The sequence below is a fragment of the Shewanella sp. SW1 genome (assembly GCF_025653545.1).
GTDB classification, from domain to species: domain Bacteria; phylum Pseudomonadota; class Gammaproteobacteria; order Enterobacterales; family Shewanellaceae; genus Shewanella; species Shewanella oncorhynchi.
On sequence record NZ_JAKKSG010000003.1, the window covers coordinates 1 to 21,356 of the forward strand.

Genomic DNA, 21,356 nt, shown 5'->3' on the forward strand with positions numbered 1-21,356 from the left:
GCGTTATACCTAGATGGGTCGTTAGCTCAGTCGGTAGAGCAGTTGGCTTTTAACCAATTGGTCGAAGGTTCGAATCCTTCACGACCCACCACTTATTATTCGCATTGTTGATGCCAAAATAAGTGAACATTTTTATCGTAATACCTAGATGGGTCGTTAGCTCAGTCGGTAGAGCAGTTGGCTTTTAACCAATTGGTCGAAGGTTCGAATCCTTCACGACCCACCACTTATTTTTCAGCTGTATCTCTCTCGAATTTCTCCCTGAATGTCCCTCGTTAAACTCCAATACTGAGTACCGAATTTAATACCTTCGTTTTACTTATTCCACTGCAAAATATTTTTCTAACATAATTATTGGCATTAGCAAGTTCGACTAATGCAGCATCTTTAAAAAGAAATGTATCTTGAGTTTGGCGATTATATTAAAGCTGACATTATGTGCAGTGATGATGACAATGGTGCGTATAATTCTGGGGGGGTCTAGGCAGTTTATGTACCGAGCACTATTTATGGAAAGCTCTAATCCCACTTGGTTGTGATAAAGACTAAAAAGGAGACCTTAGGTCTCCTTTTGCATTAAGCGGATCACATATCTATAGAGTTTAATCTAACAGATTGTTTTCGCGAACATATTGTTCGAAATCTGTGCAGCCACCTATGTGCTTCTCATCGACAAAAATCTGCGGTACGGTTTCAACTGGCTTACCGACAGTTTTTTCTAAATCTGCTTTAGAGATGCCTTCTGCATGGATATCGACATATCTGAACTTAAAGTCATCACGTTTTTCAACGAGTTGCTCAGATAATTGCACAGCACGAACGCAATAAGGACAGCCTGGACGGCCAAAAATAACAACGAACATAATAGCTCCTTAGGATTACTTTAGTCGTTTTATACCATAGGCATAAGTGAATTGATAATGTCAGCCGCGTTTATTTTCAGTTTGATAGCGGCCTTGATAATCAAAATAGCTTTCGAGCAGATCCCAGCCTTTTTTATGTTTCTTCAGCAGCAAGAGATCGGGCATGCGGAATTTATCCGCGTCACTGATTAACTCTGCCACCTTAGTGTACTTTTTGGGTTTTAATCCCGGCGTTCGGCTATGGGGAAAGATGAATAAGGCATATAGGGCTCGCCACTGGGCCGGCGTTTGCAATTTAAAGCGGCGATTAAATTCATTGCCGTCGATATCGAGGTATTGCACTTTCAGATTGCCGTCATCGTCGATTAGCGTCATATGTTGGCAGCGGAACAAATGATGGTGCTGCTGGCTGAGCACTTGCCGCAGGCGTTTATCGGGATCGATGAGAGTCGATTGGCAGTGCTGGCAAATGCGCGCGGCGATATCGTTCTCTTCACCGCAATCAGGGCAAGATTTTGATCTAAATCGAAAGTCGCACTGCAGCTTTTTACCTTGCTGTTCGACAATGCCCTGACAACGGCGACCAAAGTGTTCGATAATGTCGCCATCGTCGTCCGTGAGTCCCCAGAATATATTGGCAAAATCGCACACAGGGCAATGCACTTGCACGGGTACCGATTTACTGTTGGGTTTCGCTTGGCCAACCTCAGGAAAATACAAGTCATAACCATTGGCAGCGTAGTCGATGATAAGACAATCTTCTTTACCTTCAGCGATGCGTAAACCACGGCCGATCATTTGTTGAAACAGACTGACTGAGGCGGTTGGGCGCAAAATCGCAATCAAATCCACATGGGGCGCGTCGAAGCCTGTCGTCAACACAGCCACGTTGACCAAAAACTTAAGCTCTTGGGCTTTAAAGCGTTCAATCGTCGCATCACGTTCATTGTCGTGCGTTTGTGCCGTGATTATGGCGCTCTGTGCAGCGTGAGCTTGGTTGAGTAGGCCAAAAATCTCATTGGCGTGACGCACCGTTGCAGCGAAGATGATAATGCCTTTTTTATGTTGGCCCAGTTCAATGAGCTGTTTCACTATCGCTGTGGTCGCGCGGCCGTAATGCCCCAGTAAATCGTTAACCTCGGTTTCGGCATACTCGCCATTCTCGTTGGCTTTGAGTTGGCTGAAATCGTACTGGGCACTTAAGCCATCAAACAGGGTTGGCGCTGTGAGGTAACCTTGTTTAATGAGTGGCCTGATGGGCAGCTCGAACACACAATGTTCGAACACAGCATGTTCGGGCGAACCCACTTTACCATGGTAGTGCTGCTGGTAAATCCAGCCAGTGCCAAGGCGATAGGGCGTAGCGGTGAGGCCGAGCAATCTTAGTTGGGGATTTTTCGTGCGTAAATGATTGAGCACTTGTTGATACTGGCTGGTTTTCTCAAGGCTGACTCTGTGGCATTCATCAATAATCACTAATGAGAACGGCTGATCGAACTGGGTTAACCCCCGCGCCGCCGATTGAATGCTGGCGACGACGGTTTTCCCGTCGGTGGCTTTTTGATTGAGTCCCGCCGCATAAATACTGGCTTCGGTTGTCAGTAAACCGACTTTCTCTGCATTTTGTGCAACTAATTCTTTCACATGGGTGAGCACTAATACTCTGCCTTTGGCGATGCGTGCCAGTTCGGCGATCACTATGCTTTTGCCGGCGCCTGTGGGCAATACGAGTACTGCGGAAGCTTGGCTTTGCCTAAAATGGGCGATGGCGGCATTAACCGCTTGCTGTTGATAGTCTCTGAGTTTGACTGACACGCTGATAAAAAATCTATGCTGAATAAAAGTGAGGCTGCAAGCTTAACATAACAGGCAAAAAAAATGCCCCTGGTTGGAGGGGCAAGCTAGAGAAAGGAGCAATCACACACACTCTCTCAACAGGGTTCACTTTTAACCTGAGGTTTAAAAAGGGAGGTTCAGGTTACGCTTAGCCTATTGGGCATAGACTAAGCGTTGTGGACGTTGTTCGTAACTCGGATATTACTCAGTACGATTTAAACGTGATTCAATCAAGGTTTCGATCACAGCTGGATCGGCCAAGGTTGATGCATCACCTAAGTTGGTCACTTCGTTAGCGGCAATCTTACGCAGGAAGCGGCGCATGATCTTGCCCGAACGAGTCTTAGGTAAGCCCGTCGCCCATTGGATGAGATCTGGGGTGGCCAGCGCACCAATTTCTTTACGAACCCATTGACGCAGCTCTTGACGTAGCTCTTCGGTTTCTTCAGTGCCGCGGGTTAGCGTGACATACGCATAAATACCTTGGCCTTTAATATCGTGTGGGTAGCCAACTACTGCAGCCTCGGCAACCAGTTCGTGTGATACCAGCGCACTTTCAACCTCTGCTGTACCTAATCTGTGGCCGGATACGTTGATCACGTCATCGACGCGGCCAGTGATCCAGTAGTAACCATCTTCATCGCGGCGTGCACCGTCACCGGTAAAATACATGCCGCGGAAGGTTTTAAAGTAGGTCAGTACAAATCGTTCATGGTCGCCATACACAGTACGCATTTGGCCCGGCCAAGAATCGAGTAATACTAAGTTACCTTCGTTCTCACCTTCTAAAATATTCCCCATGTTATCAACTAAGGCGGGTTGAACGCCAAAGAACGGACGGGTAGCTGATCCAGGTTTAGTATCGGTCGCACCTGGTAGTGGCGTGATCAAAATGCCGCCCGTTTCAGTTTGCCACCAAGTATCGACGATAGGGCAATGTTCATGACCTATGACCTCATGGTACCAACGCCACGCTTCTGGGTTGATAGGTTCGCCTACCGAGCCCATGATCCTCAAGCTGCTACCATCGAACTTATCGAAGTGTTGCTTACCTTCTGCCATCAACGCGCGAATTAACGTTGGCGCTGTATATAGAATGTTCACTTTATGGCGGTCAATCATTTCGCCTAAACGGGCAGGGCTTGGATGATTTGGTACACCTTCATGGATAAGCACAGTCGCACCATTGGCGAGCGGGCCGTAAACCATGTAAGAGTGGCCAGTGATCCAACCCACATCCGCGGTACACCAGTACACTTCACCCGCTTTGTAGTCGAACACATATTCATGGGTCATAGACGCATAAACCATGTAGCCGCCAGTGGTGTGCAATACGCCTTTGGGATTCCCGGTTGAACCTGAGGTATAAAGCAAGAATAACGGCGCTTCGGCGTCCATTTCTTCTGGTTGGCAGTGCTCTGATGCGGTGTCCATCAGTGAATGCCACCACACATCACGGCCTTCTACCCAATCCACTTTACCACCCGTGCGTTTAAGCACGATGACTTTTTCAACGGTAGTGACATCAGGGTTTTTTAAGGCATCATCGATATTGCGCTTTAATGGAATAGCACGGCCACCGCGCATACCTTCATCTGAGGTAATAATGACTTTTGATTTGCCATCAATCACGCGAGAGGCGATAGAATCCGGTGAGAAACCACCGAAGACCACAGAGTGCACAGCGCCGATACGGGCACAGGCAAGCATAGCTACTGCGGCTTCTGGCACCATAGGCATGTAAATTGTGACTATATCCCCGCGGCGCACGCCTTGGCTGCGCAGTGCGTTGGCGAATTTACACACATCTGCATGTAATTCACCGTAGGTGATTTTGCGTTGTTCGCTGGCGTTATCGCCTTCCCAAATAATCGCCACGCGATCACTGTGCTCAGCTAAGTGACGGTCTAAACAGTTGGCAGAAGCATTCAGGGTGCCATCGTAAAACCAATTGATCGATAAGTTATGGTCATCAAAAGAGGTTTTTTTAATTTTGGTATAGGGTTTTATCCAATCAATACGCTTGCCGTGTTCTCTCCAGAAACCTTCAGGATTGACAATCGACTCTTGGTACATTGTTTTATATTTATCGTTGTTTACAAGTGCATTGGCAGCGATATTGCCGGAGACTTTGTAGAGAGACTGCGAGCTCATAGGGCTTCCCTTTTGAAAAATTGCGTGGACTGAGTATGGTATGCAAGGGGGCGGCAACTCCATTAGACCTTGGTCTAGTGTTAAATTTTCCTTTATATTTAGTCTGTTGCATTAAAAATCCGGCTAGATTTTAGACAGGTTTTATCGCACAATAATCAGAAAAAAGAGCAAAGTATGAATTTAACCTTAGTCGTTGCTGTTATTGCCGTCTGTTATGTCTCGCTTTTATTCCTATTGGCTTGGGGGGCGGAGCGTTGGTTTACTCAGATCACTAAAAAGCTTCAGGTCGTGATCTATGGTCTGAGCTTAGCGGTTTATTGCTCCTCGTGGAGTTTTTTAGGCACAGTTGGGCAATCGGCTAAGGATTTTTGGTCTTTCTTACCGATTTTTATCGGCCCTATTCTGATTTTTACTTTAGGTTTTGGCATGTTACGCAAGATGGTATTAGTGTCTAAGGCGCAAAATATCACTTCCGTGGCCGACTTTATTGCCGCCCGTTATGGCAAATCTCAAACTTTAGCCGCCTTAGTCACCTTAATCGCCTTGTTTGGTATCATGCCCTATATCGCCCTGCAGCTTAAGGCGATGGTGTTCAGCCTTAATTTGTTTCAACCCGCAGACGATCCCCTCGATGGCGTGACAATTCCGTTACTGATCACTTCGCTGTTAGCCATATTTGCCATTTTATTTGGTACTCGCAAACTCGATGCGACCGAGCATAATCCCGGCATGATGCTCGCGATTGCCTTTGAGTCTCTGGTGAAACTTGCCGCATTTTTGTTGGTCGGCATCGTCATCAGTTTCGGAGTGTTCGATGGTTTTGGGGATATTTGGCAGCAGGCCAATGCGCAGTCACTAATTAATTATCCCAATCCACGTATTGAAGCTTTAATGCCTGAGTTACTCGTCGGAATGGCGGCCTTTTTATGTATGCCAAGGCAGTTCCATGTGATGGTGGTGGAATGCGCCGATGAGTCCGTGTTATCAAAGGGGCGTTGGCTGTTTCCCATTTATTTAGCACTTTTCGGTTTATTCGTTGGACCGCTCGCCTTGGCGGGGAAGCTCATCCTCGGCGATTCTGTGTCGGCCGATACCTATGTGATTAATTTACCGCTGGCGTTAGATCAACCCTTGTTGGCTGTGATTGCTTTGCTGGGCACCTTATCTGCGGCAACGGGTATGGTGATAGTGGCGGTGGTGACTATCAGTGTGATGGTAAGTAACGAATGGCTGGTGCCAGTGATGCTGCGCACAGGCCATATCCGCGAGAAAAACTTCAGTCAGTTCTCGCACCTGTTACTTAATGCCCGCCGCTTGGCGATCGTGATTATTCTTGGCTTAGGCTATGGCAGCTATTTGGCATTATCAGACAGTGATTCCTTGTCCCATTTAGGCATGTTGTCTTTTGGGGCTTTTGCCCAACTCGCGCCAGCTTTAGTCGGTGGACTCTATTGGAAACACGGCAATCGTGCTGGGGTATTTTTAGGGCTCGGCGTGGGCTTTACGTTGTGGTTCTATATCATGTTGCAGGGCATGACTGATGTGCAAAGCTCATCGGCGTTCTTGTCTAGTGTCGCGAGCGAGAAAGGCCTGCTAGATGCGATAACGCCCAATGTGCGTGATGCGCTGACGGCTCTTTTTGCCAATATCGCCTGTTATATTTTGGGTTCTATTTGGTTTAGAGCCGGTGTGGCTGAGCGTATTCAGGCCAGTGCTTTTGTGAGCCCTGGCAAATTGAAAAACAGTGCCAATAAGAAAAATGGTCCGATTTCACAGCAAGATTTACTGATACTTGCGAGTCGCTTCGTTAGCCCAACACGCGCCTACGAGAGTTTTAGCCGTTTCTCGATTGATGCGGTAAAAAGTGATAGTTGGCATAAAGCAGCGCCGCCGGAGTTGATTTCCCACACTGAACGTTTATTGGCGGGCGTACTCGGCGCCTCAAGCGCATCGCTGGTGATGGATTCCGTGCTGCAAGGGCGCGATTTAGCGCTGGATGAAGTCTTTAGTCTGGTCGATGAAGCTTCATCGAAGATTATGCTCAGTCAAGACATGTTGCGCGGTGCGATTGAGCACGCCTATGAAGGCATGAGTGTTATCGATAACGATCTCAATCTTGTGGCATGGAATTACAAATATGTGGAGCTGTATCAATATCCCGATGGATTTTTGCAGCAGGGCATGCCCATCAGTGAAGTGATCCGCTTTAATGCGGCGCGGGGTTATTGTGGTGAAGGGGAAATAGAACAGCAGGTTGAGCAGCGGGTGCAGCATATGCGTAATGGCACGCCGCACACTTCTGAGCGCCATCGCAGAGACGGTAAAGTGATTAAAATTCAAGGTAATCCCATGCCAGACGGTGGTTTTGTGATGACCTTTACCGATATTACTCAGTATCGCGAGCAGGAGCGCGCGCTGCTCGAAGCCAATGAAACCTTAGAGAGCCGTGTTAACGAACGTACCTATGAATTAGCCATGTTAAACAGTGAGTTACTGGAGGCTAAAGCGCAGGAAGAAATCGCCAACGCCTCTAAGAGTCGCTTCTTGGCCGCCGTCGGCCATGATTTAATGCAGCCACTTAATGCTGCGCGACTGTTCACTGCGTCGTTATCTCAGTATCCCAATCTAGATCGCGAGGCCAGAACCACCTTATCCCATGTGAATAGCTCGCTAAAAATTGCCGGCGAATTGCTCACTGACCTATTGGATATTTCTAAACTCGACTCAGGTATGGTGGATGTCAATCGCCGTGACTTTGCGATTTCAGAACTGATCAATGGCTTATCCGTTGAATTTGAAGCGATGGCAGCGGATAACCAAATTCGTTTTAAGATGGTCCCATGCAGCGCAACCGTTAATTCCGATCCTTCGCTGTTACGGCGTGTCCTACAAAACTTTTTAACCAATGCCTACCGTTATGCTCGCGGTGGCAGAGTGTTATTTGGTTGTCGCCATCGTGGCCATTACCTTGAGATCCAAGTGTTAGATACAGGTTGTGGTATTGATGAAAAAGAAACCCAAGAAATTTTTAAAGAATTCAAGCGGCTGAATAATCCTAAGAGCAACAATGTCAGCGGCTTGGGCTTAGGTTTAGCAATTGCCGATCGCATCAGTAAAGTGCTGGAACACGGTATTCAGGTTTCATCCCATTTAGGCCGCGGCTCGGTATTCTCTATTTGTGTGCCGCTCGGGGAGACTGTGCGTCAACCACAAGTGAAAGCGTTGCCGTCGCTGCTGCAGCCATTGTCGGGTATCAAAGTGTTGTGTATCGACAACGAAGAGGCCATTTTAGCTGGATTAGAAAGCCTATTAAGCCGCTGGCAGTGTGAGGTTATCTGTGCAAAAGATTTATCTGATGCACGCATTAAACTAGGACTGAAAGGCGTCGCGCCTGATATTGTGCTCGCGGATTACCATTTAGATGATGGCCAAAATGGCGTCGATGCGATGGACGGTATTCGCGCGCTTTATGGACAAGATTTACCCGGCATTTTGATTACCGCCAATACTCGCAAAGAGCTGGTGGAAGATGTGCAACGCCGCGGCTATCACTATATGGCGAAAATGATAAAACCTGCCGCGCTACGTGCCTTGATTTCTAGCTTGGTAAAATAAGCTTGGTATACGTGTTCGGTAACATGAGTTTTGTGACGTCGGCACGTTTAACGAAATGCCAAGATAATCGCGTAATTTTTTATGCGCCTTATCTTGGCTAAACGGTTTGACACAGGTTTGTGGGTGTAACTAAATACATGACTAGAGTTTGAATACGGCCAGTTTATTGTTTAAATTCAGTGATAATTCGGCCAAACTTTCACTTTCTTGAGCCAAATAAGTTGCCGATTCAGAGACTTCGAGCGCTGAGTTATTAATCCCGCACACGTTTCTGTTCATGTCTTCTGCGACCACACTTTGTTCTTCTGCGGCGGTGGCGATATGGGTTGCCATGTCACTCACATGTTTTATATGAGCAACGATAAGCGATAAATCCTTCCCCGCTTTTGCCGATTGACTCACACTGTTTTCTGCCAAAGCTCGGCTTGCATCCATTGCCTTAGCGGCGCTCACGGCCCGTTGTTGCAATAATGAAATCGTGTTTTGAATTTCTTCGGTCGATTGCCTAGTGCGACTTGCGAGTTGCCTCACTTCATCGGCGACTACAGCGAACCCTCGCCCTTGCTCGCCAGCGCGGGCGGCTTCAATTGCCGCATTCAGTGCCAGCAAGTTGGTTTGGTCTGAAATCGCGCTGATAACAGAGGTGACCTCGCTGATCTGCATGACTTCCTCTTTAAGCATATTCACTTGATCCGTCGCTTGCTCCACTTCTTTGGCAAGAGCATGAATACCATCTACGCTGGCGTGAACATCTTGGTCGCCAAGGCCAGCTTCCCAAGTGGCTTCTTTGGTATCTTTGGCTGTGCTCTCCGCATTATTCGCGACATCGGCGATAGTGGCGCTCATTTCATTCATGGCTGTGGCAAGTTGGGCGAGTTGATCCCGCTGATTATTTACCGCTTGATTGGTTTCCTCTGCAGTTGAGGCGATCCGAGCCGAGGCCTGTGCAACATTGTCAGCGCTATGACTCGCTTGAAGTAAAGTGCTACGAATGGAGTCTATGCTTTGGTTTATATTGTGGGCTAGGATGCCAAGTTCATCTTTACCATAGATTTTTAGCTGAGTCGTTAAATCACCTTTTGTGATGGCGAGCATAGCCAGATTCACATCATCCAATGGCTGAGTAATAGAGCGGCTAATGGCATAACCTAGCCAAGCCATAAGCACAATAATGACAAATGTAATGCCTCCCATGGTGAGGTATTCATTCCAAATGGTGGCTTCGATATCTTGGAGTAACATACCTGAGCCTAAGATCCAGCCCCAAGGTTTAAATCCCATGACAAGTGAGATTTTTTGCGCTGATTTGCCATTCGCCGTCGTCCAGCGGTATTCGACTAATCCTTGTTTGCCATCACGGCCGAGTTCGACCATTTCGAACCAATAATTCTCTTCGCCTCGATTACCCATTTGTTGGCCAACCAGTTCTTTTTTGATGGGATGAACGATAACGTGCCTCGATTCATCAATCACAAACAAGTAGTTATCACCATCAAAACGCATGTCGTTTAACATGTCTTTAGCGGCTTGCTGTGCTTGCTCTAGGGGTAGCGATTGCGACAATGCTTGGATACGGCTGCTGGCGAGGGATAATACGGCATTAAGTCGTGCTTCACGCTCTGCCATCAGGTTGTGCTTTAGGGCTGTGACGGAAATAGTGAGTAAAATTAAGGCACCTGCGAGGGCGATAATGAGCTGTAGTGCGAGTTTTCGATTAACGGGGATGTCAGCGAGTTTGAACATATGCTCTCCTTTTCTTTGTGTAGCGATTTAAGCCATTCCCTCTGCTCAAGTTGTTGTCAGCTTTTGGCGAAAGATATGTTGTGTAAAGTGAGTGATATAAGCATCGTTGGCTTTGATAAAATTTCCAGTTGGCGAATTAAATAAATGCACTAAATTACAGAGTATTAATGGAAATTGTGAGCAATATTGCAATTGCAACCTTAGCGCGTTTATCTATCGAGAGGATGCGAGATTCGAACAAGGGAAGGGGCTGCTGAGTCTGATATAAGCCAGGCAGTTCGAACCCCTAGCGCACAGTGCGCAGGGGTTCGTTTATTCGACATTAAAGGCTTATTGAGTTGAAAGAGCGTTAAGCTAAAAGATGGTCAAGCGCTAAAGCATTAACCGTGGCTGATAAGCTGCGGCTCAAGACTTTTTGATACCGCGCTAATACCTGCTGCGACTTGCTTCATCGCACTGGTGAGTTTGCTTAATTGTGCTGAGCTAATGATATAGGGCGGCATGATATAGATAAGGTTGGCGAAGGGACGCACCCAGACGCCTAAATCGACAAATTGCTGCTGTAACTCAGCGGTATTGACGGGTTCGTGCATCTCTAACACGCCCACTGCTCCGAGCACGCGCACATCTTTTACGCTTGGCAAATCAATCGCATCGTTAAGTTCAACGCGCATTTGCTGCTCGATAGCGGCCACTTGCGCTTGCCATTCATTACGGTTAATTATGTCTAAGCTTGCACACGCCGCCGCGCAGGCCAGCGGGTTGCCCATAAATGTCGGACCATGCATAAACACGCCCGCGGGAGATTGGCTGATTCCTTGGGCAACTTTATCGGTACATAGCGTTGCCGCTAGGCTGATATAACCGCCAGTCAGCGCTTTGCCTAAACATAAGATATCAGGGGTAATATTGGCGTGCTCATGGGCAAAAAGCTTGCCTGTTCGACCAAAGCCAGTGGCTATTTCATCTAAGATCAGCAGGACATCAAATTCATCACATAGGGCACGAAGACCCGTTAAATAATCTGCGCTGTAGAAACGCATACCGCCAGCGCCTTGCATTATCGGCTCTATAATCACTGCGGCAATATCATGGTGATTAATGCTTAATATGTCGCGCATTGCGGTTAAATCATCGGCTTGTAAAGCTTCGCCAAATGCGGTTTGTGGCGCGGGCACAAATGATTGCTTGGTTACTGCATCGCCAAACATAGTGTGCATGCCGCCTTCGGGATCGCATACGCTCATCGCGGCAAAGGTATCGCCGTGGTAACCCTTCTTAACGGTAAGAATGCGTTGTTTTAGCGGTCGTTCTTCTCCATGTACACTTCGCCCTTGCCAACTCTGACCTTGCCAATATTGCAGCGCCATTTTAATTGCCACTTCGACTGAGATAGATCCAGAGTCGCACAAAAAGACCTTTGTTAGCGGTTCGCAGGTCATAGCGATAAGTTTTTTGCACAGTTCAATGGCGGGTTCATGGGTGATACCGCCAAACATCACATGGCTCAGTTGATGCAACTGTTTTTCCATCGCGGTTAATATCTCGGGATGTGCATAGCCGTGCACACAGGCCCACCACGAGCTAGTGCCATCGACCAACTTGCGGCCATCAACTAATTCCAATTCACAACCTTTGGCGCTGTGTACACCAAAAACAGGAAGAGATCGGGTCATTGAGGTGTAAGGATGCCAAATATGGGCGCTATCAAAGTCAAAATCGAGTAAATTGCGCATAAATGCTCACTTTTTTGGTGATAAAGTAGTCATTAGTAAACTGGGTTCACTGGTTGGCGTTGACAGTTTAAGGGCTGAGGTTATCCTAGCCAAGATAAAAAACAGAATAAAAAGGGTGTTCAATGTCGCAGTTGCAAGTTCGTCATGATTGGAAGCGGGAAGAAATCGAAGCCTTATTTGCGCTGCCGATGAATGACTTATTATTTAAAGCCCACTGTATTCACCGTGAGGTATACGATCCTAATGAAGTGCAAATTAGCCGTTTATTATCGATTAAAACCGGTGCTTGCCCTGAGGATTGTAAATATTGCCCGCAGAGTGCTCGCTATGACACAGGTCTAGAGAAAGAGCGTTTGCTGGCAATGGAAACTGTGCTGACCGAGGCACGCAGTGCTAAAGCCGCGGGTGCCTCTCGTTTCTGCATGGGCGCGGCTTGGCGTAATCCAAAAGAAAAAGACATGCCGTACCTTAAACAAATGGTGCAAGAAGTTAAAGCCTTAGGTATGGAAACCTGTATGACGCTTGGTATGCTGTCTGAAGATCAAGCGAACGATTTAGCCAGTGCTGGCTTAGATTATTACAACCATAATTTAGATACTTCGCCTGAATATTACGGCGATGTGATCACGACACGTACCTATCAAAATCGTTTAGATACACTGACACATGTGCGTGCTTCTGGCATGAAAGTGTGCTCGGGCGGGATTGTCGGCATGGGTGAAAAGGCGACGGATCGTGCAGGCTTACTACAACAGCTGGCTAATTTACCGCAGCATCCTGATTCAGTGCCGATCAATATGTTAGTTAAAGTGGCGGGCACGCCGTTTGAGAAGCTTGACGACCTCGACCCACTCGAATTTGTGCGTACTATCGCCGTAGCGCGTATCTTAATGCCGCTTTCCCGCGTGCGGTTATCGGCAGGCCGCGAAAATATGAGTGATGAGTTGCAGGCCATGTGTTTCTTTGCTGGCGCTAACTCGATTTTCTATGGTTGTAAATTGCTGACCACACCAAACCCAGAAGAAAGCGATGATATGGGGCTATTTCGACGTTTAGGCTTACGTCCAGAGCAGGGTGCCGCGGCAAAACTGGAAGAAGAAAGTGCTGTTTTAGCCAAAGCCGCGGCCTATCAAGATAAGTCATCGGCACAATTCTATGACGCGGGTGCTTTGTAATATCACTGAGCGCATGTTGTCCGACAAACAGGTCGAATAGCCTGTAAACCTTGTTGGCTGCAGCCTATTTTGATTGCGGCCGATAGCTTTATTGGCTGCACTCCATTTTTCAAGCAGCATTTTTAAGACAATCATTCTTGAGGCTAAATCGATGAGTTCTCTGCTCGAGATGAAAATTGCCGCCCGTCAGCAAGCCTTACGTGAGCAAGGTTTATTACGGCAACGTAAAATGCTGAGTGTTGATCACAGCTTTGATGTTAACGCACCCACTTCGAGCCCGCGCTTTGTGTTCGAAGGGCGATCCTATGTTAATTTTAGCAGTAATGATTATTTAGGCTTATCCCGCGTTCCTGAGTTGGTTGAAGCGCTGCACCTTGGGGCGCAGACCTACGGTGTGGGTAGCTGCGCATCGCCCTTAGTGACAGGGTACAGTGATGCGCATGTCACACTTGAACGTGAACTCTGCGCCTTAACGGGGCATGAAGCGGGATTATTATTCTGCTCGGGCTTTAGTGCCAATACTGCGTTAATGAAAACCTTGTTTGATCAGCAAGATACTGTGATTGCCGATAAACTTGTGCACGCCTCAATTATTGATGGTTTACAAGATAGTGGCGCGCAGCTTAAACGTTTTTTACACAATTCGCTTGAGAGTGCTGAGCGGCTTCTAACTCGAAATCACGCATCGGCGTTAATCACAGAAAGCGTGTTTAGCATGGACGGGGATTGTGCGCCGATCACGCAGTTATCGGCGCTTTGTCGTCAACAGAATACTTGGTTGATTGTTGATGATGCCCATGGTTTTGCGGTGCTCGATGACTATCAAAATAGTGATGTAAGAGATAAAGCCGCCAAGCTTATCGATGTGCAAGTGGTGACCTTTGGTAAGGCATTAGGTTGCCAAGGCGCAGCGGTTTTGGGGAGTCAGGCGCTGATCGACTTTTTGGTCAGTAATGCCCGTGAATATATTTATTCGACCGCCTTATCGCCCGCCAATGCCGCATTAGCGTTAGCTGCGACTCGGTACTGTACTGCACATCCTGAGTTACAGCAAAAGCTGCTTGAGAATATTTCGCTATTCAAACAGTTATGCCTCGATGCTGCCGTGCCCCTTTTAGGTTCGGATACCGCAATTCAGCCGTTGATCATTGGCGATGCGCAGCAAACCCTGCAAGTCGCCGAAGCGTTAAGAGCCGCGGGCATTTGGGTTGGGGCGATTCGCCCGCCAACGGTGCCTGTAGGGTCGGCGCGGTTACGCATTACCTTAACGGCGACCCATAGCCCTGAAGATATTGCTGTTTGTGTTGAGCAATTAGCCCAAGTGCTCAGTCGTGTTGGTATCCCGCTTGTCAGTGAACGAGAATCTGCCTATGAGTACAGATAAATGTACCCTATAGATCGCGTTATTTTATTGAATGTTAAGTTTTTATGGTTGAGTGTTAGTTAAAATGCCAAGCCTGATAAAGTCTAGTGATCCAAGCTGTAGTGAGTTTGCTCATGAGTCAAACAAGTTTATTTCTTGCGATCTTAAGCTGAGTGAGCTTAATGCGGGCGTTTCTTATGGGGGCGTTCTCGCGGGGACTGTGTCCAATGTGCACGGGACTCAAATTGCTGAACGTTTTTCCGCAGCGGCCCATAGTTACCAAGATCATAATCAATTACAACGCCTGAGCGCTGCCAGTTTACTCAGTGAGTTTTTGGCAGCAGGTTATCTGTTAGACATAGGGGCTGGCCCTGGGACGGATTTTTCTGGGTACCACAGTGTCTCTCAACCAGCGGATCTCTCTACGCAAAATTCATCCACAACTGTATTTGCCGTGGATATTGCCCTTGGCATGCTACAAAAGCTAAAACAGTCTTATCCCGATTATCTCGGCGTATGTGCCGATGCGCAGTGTTTACCTTTTACCAATGGCTGCATGGATGTTATTTACTCTAATCTAGCCCTGCAATGGTGTGCTGATTTTCCTGCTGCGGTAGCCGAAATGGCGCGGGTACTTAAGCCGAACGGTGAGTGTCATTTGAGCCTCGTAGCGCAGGGGAGTTTGAATCAATTAGCTGAATTAGGGTTAAGAGTGAATGACTTTTCGACGATGCAAGCACTCAAGGCTGCATTTAAACTCGATACATGGCAATTACTTGAAGTGCAACTCGTCCCTATGACAGTGTATTTTGACACTCTTAAGGCACTACTCTATTCAATTAAAGGTGTGGGGGCTTCTGTACATGTCGCCAGTTCAACAACTCGGGTTTCAGGTTCAACAGTGAGTGCTTCAGAATTCACTCCACGGCTGCGTGGTCGTCAAGATTGGCAGGCCATGCAGGCCAAAGCTGAATCGCTACGTTTACCCCAAGGTTTGCCTTTAACCTACCAGATAGTTCAAATACGTGCTCGGCGTAGGTTTTAAAGTTCACATATTATGCCTTTAGTCATGGCATTATCAATTAGCACTAATATCTAGAAAACGTTGGATTTTTAACATTACGTATAGAGATCGTTAGCTATATGGACATTTAGCTTATGGAGAGTGGGCTTAACAAAGCACAACTCATAGCAACAGATAAGGATCTAATATGTATTTTGTAACAGGTACAGATACCGATAGCGGTAAGACTTTGGTTTCGGCGGCATTATTAACCGCTGTGAATCGTTTAGGGCTCATAGCCAATGCTGACTCTGCTGTGAGTATTCTTGCGGCTAACACTATGTTGACTTTAGGTGTTAAGCCCATCGCCTCGGGCTGCGCACAAACCTCCGAAGGCTTGCGTAATGCCGATGCACTGCAGTTGATGACTTCATCGTCGCTGAAACTTACTTATCCTGTCATTAATCCTTTTACCTTTGAACCTGCGATTGCGCCGCATATTGCTGCCGCCCAAGTGGGCGTGAGTTTAGCACCTGAAGCCATTATCGAAAGTTTGGATTTAGCGGCATTTGCTCAAGCGGATTTTTGTCTGATTGAGGGTGCGGGTGGCTGGCGTTTGCCCTTAGGCGAGGGCCGATATTTATCGGAAGTGGTACAGAGATTAGAACTGCCAGTGATACTCGTGGTAGGCATGAAGCTCGGTTGCTTAAATCACGCGCTGCTCACTCAAGAGGCAATACTGGCCGATGGGCTTAAGATTGCAGGTTGGGTCGCCAATTGTGTCGACCCGAATATGAGTATGTTTGCGGAGAATCTGACGAGCCTTAAAGAGATGATGTCAGCGCCTTTCCTCGGCAGTGTGCCTTTTCTTGATGATCCCAGTGCAGAAAATGCCGCCGATTATCTTAATACTTCACCGCTTTTTCAAAGCGTTGAGACTAATGCATAGGCAGTGCCTAACTAATGTTTAGCCGCTGAGCGGCTTAATGCTTTCATCTAAGCGTTACCGCTAATGTCTTTAGACAAAAAAATAAGCCTCACATTACGTTGAGGCTTATTTATATCAAGGCTGCTGATTAATGCTCGCAAATGAGTGACTGCACATTAAAGCTAAGCGCCGCGATTGATTTGCTGCTTCAATGCGGTTGAGGCTTTAAAGCTGGGCTGATTGTAACCGTCGATTTCTATGGCTTCGCCCGTTTGTGGATTACGCCCTGTTTTAGCGACATGGTATCTGAGTTCAAAGGTGCCAAATTGTGGCAGGAAAATTTTCTCGCCTTCGCTCAAGGCGGCGTGGATCTGTTGCAGTATCTGCTCAACCACAGGTTTAGTACTCGCTTGCGATGCATTGAGCTCGGCGGCAATACGTTGGATAAGTTGTGCTTTGTTCATAGAAACCTCTGAAGTCAGCTTAGGTTCAATCGAAGGGGAGTTATAACAAGCTCGCCTTAAGATTGAAAGCCATAGCAAGCTCAGCGCGGTTGATTGGTGTTTTATTGACAGGCTTGTGAGGCTTTTGGTTATTTTGTGTTGCTAAAGTAAGTACAAGTTTGTCGGATTGAGTGGTGGGCTGATTTTACTGGGCGAAGTGACTGACTTAATTTAAAGGCTTATTGAAAGCCTTAATTTAAAACCTTAGTTAAAAGGCTTAAGCGCAAGGCGTATTGCGCTTAGGCTATGGATTGAACACTAATCAACCGTTGGGTGATGAGAAACCCTTTTAACGCTTGCCTATGAAAAGAGTGTTTCTTCCAGAGTGCGACCTTTCAGCAGCATCTTGTATTGCCATTGATGCTGATTGAAGAGGGCGAATAGGCGCATCTCAATATCACTGTTGTGCGCTTTTTCTGTATTTGTGTCTAGCTGGATAATAAACACATTGCTTTGTTTTGAGCTAATGTTCACCACTCCCGCCAGTTTTGCCACTTCCGCTTGCAGTGCATCGCTGTCACAGTTTTGCATGGTTAATGTCAGGTAATCGCTGTCGGTCGACGCATGCATTGACACAGCTTGGCTCAGTTGGCCTTTATCTAAATACAACACTTGATCGCACAGCTTTTCGAGCTCATCGAGATTATGCGAGCTGATCATAAAAGTTGTGGTGGGCGATAAGGCTTTGACCAGTTCACGGACTTTTTTTGCATTGGCAGGGTCGAGTCCCGCCGTTGGTTCATCTAATAATACTAATTCTGGCGAGCCAATCAGCGCCTGCGCAATTGATACACGTTTACTCATACCGTGGCTAAGGCTAGGCGGTTTTTGCTCTGCGACATCCGCCAAATCGACTAAGGTTAATACGCGAATGGCTTCTTGCTTTGCTTGCTCTAGATTCATGCCCTGCAGGCGAGCGAAAAATATTAACTGGCTGACAATCGTCAAGTTGGGATCGAGCACTGCATCTTGGGGTAAAGCGGCAATCTTGCCTAAGAGTTTAGGGCTATTGGGGGCTTCACCGAGTAGGGTTATGGTTCCAGAGCTGGGTGATAAATAGCCGCATAACAGGCTAAAAAGCGTGGTTTTACCCGCGCCATTGGGACCGACAAGGGCGATGGGGGCACCCGCTTCAAGACTGAAACTCACATCATTCAGCGCCTTTTTGCTGCCGTAAAGCTTCGATAGCCCTTGGCATTGGATCAGACTCATAGCGAGCTCCTTTGCATATAAATTCTGCCGAGCAAGAGGGCCACAGCGGTTTGTAACAGTGGAATTGGGGCATAGACTAAGCTATTGAGTCCATTGGTATTGAGCATGTCCGACAGTTGAGCACCGGGTAATACCCACTGGAGTTGTGCGAGTAGGCTAGATTGATTCGCTAACACCACGATAGTGATGGAAATCACTGTCCATAAAATGGTGGCAAACACCATAGCTTGGCGTGCCGTGCGCGCATACAGGGACAATAAAGTCATCACAGCCGTGTAGGGCAAGATCACTATGATGAGGTTAAGACCCACCAAGGCGCCAGATGTTAACGCAGATAAAAACAGTTGGCTGTCGCGGCTGAGCGCGAGGGCGACAGTGGCGATAATCGTTAATAGGATCAGTAAACCTTGGATCAGAATTTGGCCGAGAAAACGGCCGAACAATAAGCTGTCACGGCTAGTGCGTATGGTTAAAAAGCGCAGCGTGCCGCGGGTTTTATCCGATGAGAACTGATCGGCGGCGATAAGAATACTGAACAGTGGAAACAAATACAGCGCAAAACACCAAAACACTGCCATTTCGGCCACGGGCCACTCAAAGAGCACATTGAGGGTATTGGCACCAAATAAGCTGTCGATGATATCTTTTACATTGGGCTGCAATAACATGGCCGATGCACTTTGAATGGGGTAAAGCAGAAGTACACCCCAAACTAAACCAAAGGCGACCAAGGCGATGATCCCGCGGGTATTAAATAAAAATTTGCGCAGTTCAAACATTGCGATAAAAAACATGTTGTTGAAACTGCTGGGTGGATTATTGGTCATGTGCTGTCTCTATTCTTTTTTGCGCTAGGTTCAGGGGCTATGGTGCTTGGCGCGACTATGTTGGTGCGGTTCAGTTTCTCACCCTTGGGTAGACAGTGGATTGGTCCATAAGTGCCATGTTGCCCACATAGCACTTATTATCCATCGGTATTTATCAGTCATTATCTATCGCTAATTAGCTCAATGAGGCGATTAATTCATCGAGCTTTTGCGTCAGTTCGGCGACTTGTTGTTCAAGCTCTGTCACTCTGTTCACTAATTCAAGCGGCTCTGCGTCTACAGACACAGCAACATGGGCTAAGGTATGACTTGTACTACGGGATTGACTAGCACTTTCGTGCGATGACGCTGCAGAGAATAATTCCACATAACGGGATTCACGGCGACCAGCTTCTCTGGGTAATTGTTTTAAGAAGGGCTTTTCACGGCTCATTAATTGACGGATGCAATCTTCCACGTCGATCACGTCTTTAAATTCGTGTAGGCGATTGCTGCGGGTCCGTAGTTCTCCCGGTGTTTGTGGGCCACGTAATAGCAACAAACAGACGATGGCGAGTGCGGCGGGGGACAGTTGAAGTTCGCTGAATTCGGTATTGCAGAACCTGTGTTTGTATTTAACGACGCGGCTGCCGAATCCCGACTGTTCGCTGATCAAACGTTTCCGATTTAGGGAATCAACGGCGATTTGCACTTGGGTTTCGCTGAGTTCGAGTACCGGCTCGCGGCTGGTTTTTTGATTGCAGGCTAAGGTCAAAGAGTTTAGCGAGAGTGGATATTGCTCAGGGGTGGTGATTTCTTTCTCAAGCAGGCATCCGATGACTCTGGCTTCGTGTAACGTGAGTTCCATATAAGCTCCAAAGAAAAAAGCATGGCTTTGTTTATAACAGAGCCATGCTTAATATCCTAGGAGTTGTCAGTCAAACTCAGCCTTAGTGATGGTAAACTGTACGATTTTAAGGCTAAGTCCTGAATAGAGTTGATTATTCAGCGGTTTCAGTTAAACGCAAACCATCATTATCTATGCTCAGTTGACCATTCTTAAACAAGCCACCAATGGCTTTTTTGAAGGCTTTTTTACTCATACCAAGCTGATCGTAAATGATTTCAGCATCGGTTTTATCGGTCAGTGCTAAGAAGCCGCCAGCCTGTTTAAGTTTGATCAGAATGATGTGGGCGTGCTTATCTAATTCTTGTTTACTGCCTTGTTGCAGTACAAGATCGATTTTGCCATCGCGACGCACTTGTTTGATGAAACCTTTGAGTCTTTGGCCGAAACGCAGTTTTTGGAACACTTCATTTTCATAAATCACGCCCCAATGGGCATGATTAATAATGGCTTTGTAGCCTAAATCTGTGGTGCCGCCGATGTATAAATCGACCTGCTCACCCACTGTGTAGTCTGGCTCTGTCTTATCGAGGAACTTATCGATTTTTGATGAGGCCATGATGCGTTCATCGGCGCGGTTGGCGTGTACATAGACCAGATATGAGCGGCCTTCTTCGATAGGCTTATGTTGCTCACCGAAGGGCAGTAATAAATCTTTATCTAAGCCCCAGTCTAAAAAAGCGCCATAAGGGCCGGTTGCGACGGCTTTTAAGTAGGCGAATTCGCCTACCTGTGCCAATGGACGGCGCGTGGTAGCAATCACGATATCTTCAGAATCTAGATACAGAAACACGTCAAGCAGATCACCGACTTGGCAGTCTTTTGGGGTGACTTTGTTTGGTAGCAGTACTTGCCCTAATTCGTGGGCGTTTAAATACACGCCAAAGCTGACTTGTTTTACAACCTCAAGTTTGCAGGTTTTACCTATCTGTACCATGGATCTCTCTGTGCATAATGGAATGTGATTCGGTTGCGATTATACACTTCGGTGCTGAAACTGCAGCATTATTGTCTTTGAGCTTTATCTTAGCGTGTGTGAGTCGTCACTCAGCGCAGGCTTAACCACGCATTGTGTCTCGGAGGAACCACCGATTTGTGGCTGGGTTTGGCGCCGTGATAATTGGTTGTTTGGTTTCACTTAATATTGGCAAATGTGCATCACTTGAGTGACACACAAAAATCAGGGATATTTGCAGGGGTAAATGTCAATAAAAGTGACAAAGGTGATATAAAAAATATTGAACAGACTCGTACGATGTTTATGGGTTAACTAACTAATATTACTCTATTTAAAACCAATGGGTGGCGGGTGGTTGTTAAGCAAGTGTTTATTATATTTTAATGCAAAAGATTAAATGAGATTCTTGCTTGCATTCTGTGACATTGCGCGGTTTAATTGCGCCGTTCAACGATTCCGCTCGTTGCAGACATTACAAATATTACGTGAGTAATAAAGGTTTTATGGTTCACCAGTCATTAACCGTGTAATTGACAACATATCGATTTACATGG

Annotated in this window: 15 protein-coding genes and 2 tRNA genes; 7 read left to right on the plus strand and 10 right to left on the minus strand. The window is 46.9% G+C overall.

Going from position 1 to position 21,356, the window contains the following annotated elements:
* Window positions 1–15: 15 nt before the first annotated feature.
* A tRNA-Lys gene (locus L5M71_RS03240) sits at window positions 16–91 on the plus strand.
* A 59-nt stretch (window positions 92–150) separates the two neighbouring features.
* Window positions 151–226 (plus strand) — tRNA-Lys (locus L5M71_RS03245).
* A gap of 376 nt (window positions 227–602) precedes the next feature.
* Here L5M71_RS03245 and L5M71_RS03250 read toward each other — a convergent pair.
* The 3 genes from L5M71_RS03250 to acs all read right to left on the minus strand — a co-directional run bounded on the left by L5M71_RS03250 (window position 603) and on the right by acs (window position 4,853).
* On the minus strand, window positions 603–863 hold the full coding sequence (locus L5M71_RS03250) for a GrxA family glutaredoxin (protein WP_028760344.1): 261 nt from the start codon (window positions 861–863) through the stop codon (window positions 603–605).
* A gap of 60 nt (window positions 864–923) precedes the next feature.
* On the minus strand, window positions 924–2,678 hold the full coding sequence (locus tag L5M71_RS03255) for a DEAD/DEAH box helicase (protein ID WP_263205531.1): 1,755 nt from the start codon (window positions 2,676–2,678) through the stop codon (window positions 924–926).
* A 222-nt stretch (window positions 2,679–2,900) separates the two neighbouring features.
* Window positions 2,901–4,853, minus strand: a complete 1,953-nt coding sequence (gene acs / locus L5M71_RS03260; RefSeq protein ID WP_263205529.1) for an acetate--CoA ligase — start codon at window positions 4,851–4,853, stop codon at window positions 2,901–2,903.
* Between the two features lie 174 nt (window positions 4,854–5,027).
* Between acs and L5M71_RS03265 the strand changes: the two genes are divergently transcribed.
* A complete protein-coding gene (locus L5M71_RS03265) occupies window positions 5,028–8,468 on the plus strand; it encodes a PAS domain-containing hybrid sensor histidine kinase/response regulator (RefSeq protein ID WP_263205526.1) in 3,441 nt (1,146 codons plus the stop codon).
* Between the two features lie 141 nt (window positions 8,469–8,609).
* Here the strand turns inward: L5M71_RS03265 and L5M71_RS03270 are convergent, their stop codons facing one another.
* Together L5M71_RS03270 and bioA are read right to left on the minus strand one after the other, a co-directional pair.
* Window positions 8,610–10,211: a methyl-accepting chemotaxis protein gene (locus L5M71_RS03270; RefSeq protein ID WP_173496542.1), complete on the minus strand. Its 1,602-nt coding sequence runs from the start codon at window positions 10,209–10,211 to the stop codon at window positions 8,610–8,612.
* A gap of 380 nt (window positions 10,212–10,591) precedes the next feature.
* On the minus strand, window positions 10,592–11,947 hold the full coding sequence (gene bioA / locus L5M71_RS03275; RefSeq protein WP_263205524.1) for an adenosylmethionine--8-amino-7-oxononanoate transaminase: 1,356 nt from the start codon (window positions 11,945–11,947) through the stop codon (window positions 10,592–10,594).
* 122 nt (window positions 11,948–12,069) lie between these two features.
* Between bioA and bioB the strand changes: the two genes are divergently transcribed.
* The 4 genes from bioB to bioD all read left to right on the plus strand — a co-directional run bounded on the left by bioB (window position 12,070) and on the right by bioD (window position 16,437).
* The gene (bioB, locus tag L5M71_RS03280) at window positions 12,070–13,122 is read left to right on the plus strand and encodes a biotin synthase BioB (RefSeq protein WP_113938773.1); all 1,053 of its coding nucleotides are present in this window, start codon (window positions 12,070–12,072) and stop codon (window positions 13,120–13,122) included.
* A gap of 151 nt (window positions 13,123–13,273) precedes the next feature.
* Window positions 13,274–14,506, plus strand: a complete 1,233-nt coding sequence (locus L5M71_RS03285; protein ID WP_113938772.1) for an aminotransferase class I/II-fold pyridoxal phosphate-dependent enzyme — start codon at window positions 13,274–13,276, stop codon at window positions 14,504–14,506.
* A 64-nt stretch (window positions 14,507–14,570) separates the two neighbouring features.
* Entirely contained in the window at window positions 14,571–15,530 is a 960-nt protein-coding gene (locus L5M71_RS03290; RefSeq protein ID WP_263205519.1) for a methyltransferase domain-containing protein, read from the plus strand.
* Between the two features lie 166 nt (window positions 15,531–15,696).
* On the plus strand, window positions 15,697–16,437 hold the full coding sequence (gene bioD, locus L5M71_RS03295; RefSeq protein WP_263205517.1) for a dethiobiotin synthase: 741 nt from the start codon (window positions 15,697–15,699) through the stop codon (window positions 16,435–16,437).
* Between the two features lie 161 nt (window positions 16,438–16,598).
* Here bioD and L5M71_RS03300 read toward each other — a convergent pair whose 3' ends face one another.
* The 5 genes from L5M71_RS03300 to L5M71_RS03320 all read right to left on the minus strand — a co-directional run bounded on the left by L5M71_RS03300 (window position 16,599) and on the right by L5M71_RS03320 (window position 20,781).
* Window positions 16,599–16,898, minus strand: coding sequence for an HU family DNA-binding protein (locus tag L5M71_RS03300; protein WP_263205702.1), 300 nt, complete (start codon window positions 16,896–16,898; stop codon window positions 16,599–16,601).
* 321 nt (window positions 16,899–17,219) lie between these two features.
* Complete coding sequence (locus L5M71_RS03305; RefSeq protein WP_263205515.1) at window positions 17,220–18,131, minus strand: ABC transporter ATP-binding protein; 912 nt, start codon at window positions 18,129–18,131, stop codon at window positions 17,220–17,222.
* Window positions 18,128–18,958 (minus strand): ABC transporter permease subunit, encoded by an 831-nt coding sequence (locus tag L5M71_RS03310; protein WP_263205513.1) that lies wholly within the window; start codon window positions 18,956–18,958, stop codon window positions 18,128–18,130. Before L5M71_RS03310 ends, L5M71_RS03305 begins: the two co-directional genes overlap by 4 nt.
* Before the next feature lie 175 nt (window positions 18,959–19,133).
* Window positions 19,134–19,805: a YceH family protein gene (locus L5M71_RS03315; RefSeq protein WP_212599790.1), complete on the minus strand. Its 672-nt coding sequence runs from the start codon at window positions 19,803–19,805 to the stop codon at window positions 19,134–19,136.
* A gap of 133 nt (window positions 19,806–19,938) precedes the next feature.
* The gene (locus tag L5M71_RS03320) at window positions 19,939–20,781 is read right to left on the minus strand and encodes a S1 RNA-binding domain-containing protein (RefSeq protein WP_105252833.1); all 843 of its coding nucleotides are present in this window, start codon (window positions 20,779–20,781) and stop codon (window positions 19,939–19,941) included.
* Window positions 20,782–21,356 lie beyond the last annotated feature (575 nt).

Excerpts from the sequence above, each read along its gene's own strand:
- L5M71_RS03250 (WP_028760344.1), bottom strand. The coding sequence starts at position 863 with ATGTTCGTTGTTATTTTTGGCCGTCCAGGCTGTCCTTATTGCGTTCGT.
- acs (WP_263205529.1), bottom strand. The coding sequence starts at position 4,853 with ATGAGCTCGCAGTCTCTCTACAAAGTCTCCGGCAATATCGCTGCCAAT.
- L5M71_RS03265 (WP_263205526.1), top strand. The coding sequence starts at position 5,028 with ATGAATTTAACCTTAGTCGTTGCTGTTATTGCCGTCTGTTATGTCTCG.
- L5M71_RS03270 (WP_173496542.1), bottom strand. The coding sequence starts at position 10,211 with ATGTTCAAACTCGCTGACATCCCCGTTAATCGAAAACTCGCACTACAG.
- bioA (WP_263205524.1), bottom strand. The coding sequence starts at position 11,947 with ATGCGCAATTTACTCGATTTTGACTTTGATAGCGCCCATATTTGGCAT.
- bioB (WP_113938773.1), top strand. The coding sequence starts at position 12,070 with ATGTCGCAGTTGCAAGTTCGTCATGATTGGAAGCGGGAAGAAATCGAA.
- L5M71_RS03285 (WP_113938772.1), top strand. The coding sequence starts at position 13,274 with ATGAGTTCTCTGCTCGAGATGAAAATTGCCGCCCGTCAGCAAGCCTTA.
- L5M71_RS03290 (WP_263205519.1), top strand. The coding sequence starts at position 14,571 with ATGCCAAGCCTGATAAAGTCTAGTGATCCAAGCTGTAGTGAGTTTGCT.
- bioD (WP_263205517.1), top strand. The coding sequence starts at position 15,697 with ATGTATTTTGTAACAGGTACAGATACCGATAGCGGTAAGACTTTGGTT.
- L5M71_RS03305 (WP_263205515.1), bottom strand. The coding sequence starts at position 18,131 with ATGAGTCTGATCCAATGCCAAGGGCTATCGAAGCTTTACGGCAGCAAA.
- L5M71_RS03310 (WP_263205513.1), bottom strand. The coding sequence starts at position 18,958 with ATGACCAATAATCCACCCAGCAGTTTCAACAACATGTTTTTTATCGCA.
- L5M71_RS03315 (WP_212599790.1), bottom strand. The coding sequence starts at position 19,805 with ATGGAACTCACGTTACACGAAGCCAGAGTCATCGGATGCCTGCTTGAG.
- L5M71_RS03320 (WP_105252833.1), bottom strand. The coding sequence starts at position 20,781 with ATGGTACAGATAGGTAAAACCTGCAAACTTGAGGTTGTAAAACAAGTC.